This is a genomic window from uncultured Nostoc sp., assembly GCF_964247315.1.
Classification (GTDB): Bacteria; Cyanobacteriota; Cyanobacteriia; order Cyanobacteriales; family Nostocaceae; genus Nostoc.
This window is the reverse complement of record NZ_CAXTTT010000213.1, coordinates 1-6,227: the sequence shown is the minus strand read 5'-3', so window position 1 is coordinate 6,227 and position 6,227 is coordinate 1. Positions and strand designations below refer to the sequence as shown.

The window sequence follows — 6,227 nt, the reverse complement described above, 5'->3', positions numbered from 1 at the left end:
TAGATACACTGATTTATTTTACTTAGTGTACTTCATTAGACTGGTAAACGCTATAGATTCCAAAATATATAATTACTTTTACTTCTATGGTAAGATGCCAGTCACAAAACTAGCAAGTTACAAAGAAAAGCGGGGGCGGAAGGCAGTATTTCAACTACACTCAACAATTAGGCAAAAGTAAAAACTTTAGTTTTGGGTCATTGCCCAGTCAAAAAAAGAATTGTATCGAGCAGCACTTTCTGTGAGATACAAAGCGTCTTTGCTACAATCTCATGTTTAAAAACATCGGTTCCTCCTGCCTCCTGAAGATCCACTATTAATAAAACTTTTGCCTAATCCTAATCTTTAACTGTTTTGATTAATCAACACTCCGAAAATTTATTAAACAGTCAACAGGAAAATGCACCAAGTGAAGGCTATATATTTAACTGGTTTGATTGGTTTTGTCTTTGGTATCCTCCAGGGTGGTTAATTTTATTCAATCGCCATTGGCAGCACTATCACACAGATCCAGATGGTTGGAATTGGCTAGAATATGGATTATTTTTAATTCCTGGCGGATTTTATCTAGCGTTGCTGAGTCGCTGGTTGCGTCTGGGTTTTTGTTCACCCCGAAAAGAAGTTGGTGAATTTGATCCTAAATATCAACAAGCTTTTGGCAAAGAAGTTCTTAGCCCTATCGTTAAATACTATTTTCGGGGAGAGTTGCAACAAGTTGAAAACTTGCCGCTAACAGGGCCATTGATTGTGGCAATGAATCATGCCGGGATGTGTTTTCCTTGGGACTTTTTGACTTTGGCTTATTTATTAAGTGAAGCCAAAGGATGGGTAGTACAACCCATAGCAAATCCAGCATTATTTGAGCATCCTTGGGTGATTTGGTGGCTACCACCTCAATGGTCGCAGGTTTTAGGTGGTGTGCGAGCTGAATTAGATGATTTTGAGGGGGCGCTTGCTCAAGGTAAAATTCTTTTATATGCACCCGAAGGTATTCGCGGGCCTTTGAAAGGTTGGAGAAGACGCTATCAACTAGAAAAGTTTGATGTGAGTTTTGTTCAGTTGAGCGATCGCTATCATATTCCCATTCTGCCAGTAGTTTGCATCGGTAGTGAATTTTTGCATCCTTGGGCTGTTAATTTCACCAAATTGCAACGACTAGTCAAACTACCATTCTTACCTTTGTCGCCTTTGATGTTTGCCTTACTTCTGTTTCCCTCAATGGGAGTTTGGGCAATGAAAACTCGTTTGCGTTACTTTATTGGCCCTTTGCAACCAGCAGGATTGGATAACCACTCAAAGAAAGGGCGTGCAGCAGCTTATCAGCAGGCGCTACAATTACGAGACAAACTGCAACTTCAAATTAATCAATTTTTGGGTAAATTTTAATACTACAAGCTGAAAATGGTTGATTATAACAGATTTACGATGTGGTTCAATTAATTGAAAGCTATTGTAAGTTTGTAGTGCATTTATGGAACCGGGGACGCTGATGGTTGTTGTGAGTGCGATCGCCACTATACTATTGACTAAGCCAATAAGAGAAAATCTTTGAAAACATTGGTAATACCGTATGGACGTGTTGTTAGGAATGAAGTTATTGTTCCTACCGCAGCTTGTCCGTTTGTTACCAACACAACCTGTTTTGTTACCAATGCTTATTCGTTATTAAGACAATTTATGCGTTCGTTACTAACATAACCTGTTTTGTTACTAATGCTTATCTCTTAGTAACGACACTTATGCGTTCGTTATCAACACAACCTGTTTCGTTACCAATACTTAAGCAAAACCAGGATTTACGCAAAATCATGAATAAACGAACCGCATACTCCTACGGAGAAGCAAGCTACGCGTAGCGTCTCGTTAGAGAAGGACGCAAAGGACACAAAGGAACAAGAGTTTTAGAGATGTTTTTGCGTAAGTCCTAAAAACTTATCAATCAACCGCAAAATTCCTAAACAATTAACCAAATCTTTGTGAATCGAAACAAGCCGCTAAACTGACTCTACTGAAGAAGCACCGAAACGATAGCCTTTGCCGTAGACTGTGTGAATCAGCGTAGTTTCTCTACCTACCTCAATCTTACGCCGCAATAAACGAATTAATGCCGCAATTACATTACTACTGGGTAGTTCTGACTCTTGCCACAAATTTTGCATAATCTGGGCATGAGTCAGAAGTTGTCCAGTGTGTTCCATAAAATATTGCAACAACTGGCTTTCTTTTTGCGATAACTCAATTATTCGTCCTTGGCGATAGGCTACTTGATTTTCACAATCGAGTTCTAAATCAGCAACGGTTAAACGTCCAGTAGTGGTTTCATAGGTTTGGGAACCGGAACGACGCAATAAAGCACGGACTCTTGCTAACAACTCCCGCAGTTCAAAAGGTTTAACCAAATAGTCATCAGCACCAGCATCTAAACCTTCTACGCGGTCATCGAGAGTATCTTTAGCTGTAAGAAACAATACGGGAGTGGTTTTGCTTTGGCGTCGCAATTCCTGACAAATCTCTAACCCCGTTTTTCCTGGCAGCATCCAATCTAAAATAAGTAGGTCATAACTGCCTGCTTGTGCAAGTTCGCTGCCAGATGTCCCATCATAAACGGCATCTACAGCGTAACCCTCACGAGTTAACAAGCGGCTCAAGGGTTGAGTTAGTTCAACTTCATCATCAACTAATAAAATTCTCATACTGCTTGTGGTAAGCATATAGAGATATTCTCAATATTATTCAACTGCCAAGACGCTAAGGATACCAATACAAAAAATGTTGACTGTTGCATTGCCAAAAGGGGAACTACTTAAAAATAGCATCCGCTTGCTACAAGCTGTCGGATTAGATTTTAGTGCTTTTTTAGATTCAGGAACTCGCCAACTTCAAATTCCTGATGCTAAGGGAGTTGCGAAAGCTTTACTGGTGCGGGCGCAAGATGTGCCTGTTTATGTGGAATATGGTCAAGCACAACTGGGGGTTGTTGGTTACGATGTGTTACGGGAGAAACAGCCGCAAGTTGCCCACTTGGTAGATTTGCAGTTTGGTGATTGTCGAATGTCGGTAGCGGTAAAAGCATCTAGTTCTTACCGATCGCCTTTAGATTTACCACCGCATGGTAGAGTTGCTTCAAAATATGTGAATTGCGCTCGTGAATATTTCCATAGTCTGGATTTACCTGTGGAAATAGTGCCATTGTATGGTTCAGTGGAATTAGGCCCAATTACTGGAATGTCAGAAGCGATCGTAGATTTGGTTTCTACAGGGCGAACTTTGCGTGAAAATGGTTTGATTGAAATTGCTAGTCTGTATCAAAGCACGGCGCGGTTGATTGCCCATCCTCTGAGTTACCGCCTGAATACCGGTAATCTGAGTGATGTGATTGGCAAGCTGCGGGAATCCGTTTTGGTAGGGGTTTAATATCATGTGATTCGTAATAACGCTTTTTTAGATGCTCGCTCCTAGCTAACGCTGCACTATTCGTTCTTACAGCATCTTGTATTCAAGTGACTTGCAGATAAAAAATACTCAACTGTTATACCAATTTGATTAATGGTTGCAACACATCCTTGGGTAAAGTAAAGACGCGATAAATCGCGTCTCTACAAATGGTCTATTTGTTGCATTCTTTTTTCAAATTGGTATAATTTATGGCTAAAAACTAGGTTTTAAAAGTCCTTACCTTTTGTTGCATAAGACTTGTATAAACTCACTGCATATAAAGATTAAATTTTTTATTTAACCCCTCAGCAAATTGAATCAAAGTTATATTTATATTATTTTTGCAGACAAATTAATATTTTTTTGAGCGTTAAAATTTGATGCGATCGCAAAAAACTTAACCAGTATTATATTGAAAAATTTTGTTGATAAAAAAAGTAATTTCAAATTATTCTTAACATTTAATCTGATGATATTCAATCAAAAAAAGTAGGTGAAAATATGTTTCAGGCTACTCGCCGCCGTCTTGCAATTTGGTACACTGCCGTCACTGCTGTATTACTGCTACTGTTTGCCAGTGGCGTTTATTTATACGTTCGTACTACACTGATTGAGCGGATTGATGACACCCTTAACCATGTAGTAGAAATAGTGGAGCGTTGCCTTATAAATAGTGGTTGTGCATCTACGCTCATATTTGAGCCAATTAATACTGATGCAGATAAAATTCGCATTAATATAGAAGCCAGTTTTGGCGATCATACCGACACTGTAGAAGATGACCACATCGACCTAGAATGGTTTAGTCCAACTGGTAAATTACTTTGGTCAACGCTATCTGAACCCCTAAATATTCCCATTCGTGTCAATCGCACTGGTGAAACTGTGCGCGTAGTCAAGGGAGAAAGTGAAAATTCAAAATTTAAAATTCCTAACTCCCCACTCTTATTGCGACAAGTCACCCAACGCGTAGAAACGAGACGACAAGTATTAGGATATCTGCGTGTTAGTCATCCCTGGTTTGAAGTTACTAAACCTAGTCGCCAGTTAATTTTTGATTTGGCATTAGGTATTGGGTTAATGGTGCTTTCCGTAGGCGCAAGTGGTTGGTTTCTTTCAGGTAAAGCGATGGAACCGGTGGGTGAGTCTTATCAACGTCTTAAACAATTTACTGCTGATGCTTCCCACGAACTTAGAAGTCCTATCACTTTGATTCAAACTAATGTGCAAGTTGCGCTTGCTGACTTGGATTTAGCAGAGACAGAAACGACCATTTCTTTGCAATATCGACAACAGTTAAAGGTGGTGGAACGGTTAACGCAGCGTTTGGGTAAATTAGTCAATGACTTACTCTTCCTAGCACGACAGGATAGTGGTATTAGCAAAGATACTTTTTCACCTTGTCCGTTGGACGCTTTGCTAATAGAGGTGGTTGAAGAACAACAATTGTTAGTCCCTGAGAAAGAAATCGCCCTTTCTCTAAACTTAGTTGACCCTCCTGCCTCAGAAACTAGCCTCGAATTACTAGAAAATTGGTTTACTCTTGTAGGTAATTGGGATCAACTAGTACGGCTGTTCACAAATTTAATTGCTAACGCTTTGCATTACACTCCAGCACGTGGACGAGTGAAAGTGGAATTGGCGCGGATAGAAGGAATAAATCGTGTTTCTAAACTACGTAACACCAGTGCCCAGTTGCAAGTTAAGGTGAGTGATACCGGAGTTGGAATTCCAGCCGAAGCGCTACCACGCTTGTTTGACCGCTTTTATCGAGTAGATCCGGCACGGACTCATAGGACGGGGAATACAGCGACAGCCAGCGCTACTGGTTCAGGATTGGGATTAGCGATCGCTCAAGCTATTGTCGAACATCATCACGGTCATATTCAAGTTGAAAGTAGCCAAGGCATTGGCACTACTTTTACTATCACTTTACCAATAACTCTTGAGTCTTAATTTGCTAATAAATTTTTCTTTCCTGTGATAGATGTAATATTTTAGCCCATTTAAATTGACTTTAGTTATTAGCGAGAAAATTAATTTTTTAACAGTATATTGAATTTGACTATTACACAAATGTGCTTGATGACAATGATTAAGACTTTAAATCTTGAGAATGAAATATTTTCATTTTTTTAGATTATTTCCGTATCCTTAGCTAGATGCGATCAATTGAGTCATTTGTTAAATATTTAGATATACTCAACGACCGATAAAACCTAATTTAATTTCCGGTTGGAAAAATTCTTGTAAAAAAAATTGAAGTTTTTTTAGGAGTTAAGAACAAATATGAAGTTTCAAAATTTCCGCAAGTCTAGCAAGTTATTTGGCGCTCTTTGTGGGGGATTGCTGATTAGTCTGCCAGCAATTCCTCAAGCTTTTGCACAAGAATCTACTCCCAATGTTAAACAGCTAGGAGCTGCATCTTCAACACTAAACCCAAGTCCCAGCATTTTTAGCGAACCACCCTACAACCGCTCTCAAGCTCCCGGATCGCCAGAATCAGGTGTCACACCACCACAACCAGTTCCTCCGGCTGAAGGGCAAGTGTCTCCCGTACCACCACAACCAGGTGCTAGACCAGTACGCCCAGTTCCTGGCGATCAAACTCAACAGCCTTCACCACCTACGGTTTCTACTGACCAACAACCACAAGTAGAACCACGGCAAACCCCCACTGCGACGATCGCAATCACTAATGGTACGGTTAATATCAAGTTAGTTAATAATACTGCGGCTATAGCGGTTCCTGATTGAGTGCAATACAGTATGGGATAATGGAGTATATTAAA

At 40.0% G+C, this 6,227-nt stretch carries 5 protein-coding genes; 4 read left to right on the top strand and 1 reads right to left on the bottom strand.

Annotated features, from left to right (window positions below; all coding sequences use genetic code 11):
• Window positions 1-354 precede the first annotated feature (354 nt).
• Window positions 355-1,386, top strand: coding sequence for a 1-acyl-sn-glycerol-3-phosphate acyltransferase (locus ACFE93_RS33575; RefSeq protein ID WP_375480287.1), 1,032 nt, complete (start codon window positions 355-357; stop codon window positions 1,384-1,386).
• A 608-nt stretch (window positions 1,387-1,994) separates the two neighbouring features.
• Here ACFE93_RS33575 and rppA read toward each other — a convergent pair.
• Window positions 1,995-2,693, bottom strand: coding sequence for a two-component system response regulator RppA (gene rppA, locus ACFE93_RS33570; protein WP_375480289.1), 699 nt, complete (start codon window positions 2,691-2,693; stop codon window positions 1,995-1,997).
• Window positions 2,694-2,769: 76 nt separating this feature from the next.
• On the opposite strand from rppA, the gene hisG reads away from it, so the two are divergent.
• From hisG to ACFE93_RS33555, 3 genes are all read left to right on the top strand, one after another.
• Window positions 2,770-3,414, top strand: coding sequence for an ATP phosphoribosyltransferase (hisG, locus tag ACFE93_RS33565; protein WP_375480285.1), 645 nt, complete (start codon window positions 2,770-2,772; stop codon window positions 3,412-3,414).
• A gap of 522 nt (window positions 3,415-3,936) precedes the next feature.
• Window positions 3,937-5,391: a sensor histidine kinase gene (locus tag ACFE93_RS33560; protein WP_375480283.1), complete on the top strand. Its 1,455-nt coding sequence runs from the start codon at window positions 3,937-3,939 to the stop codon at window positions 5,389-5,391.
• Window positions 5,392-5,724: 333 nt separating this feature from the next.
• Window positions 5,725-6,192 carry a hypothetical protein gene (locus ACFE93_RS33555; protein ID WP_375480281.1) on the top strand — a complete coding sequence of 156 codons (468 nt, stop codon included), beginning with the start codon at window positions 5,725-5,727 and terminating at the stop codon, window positions 6,190-6,192.
• Window positions 6,193-6,227: the final 35 nt, after the last annotated feature.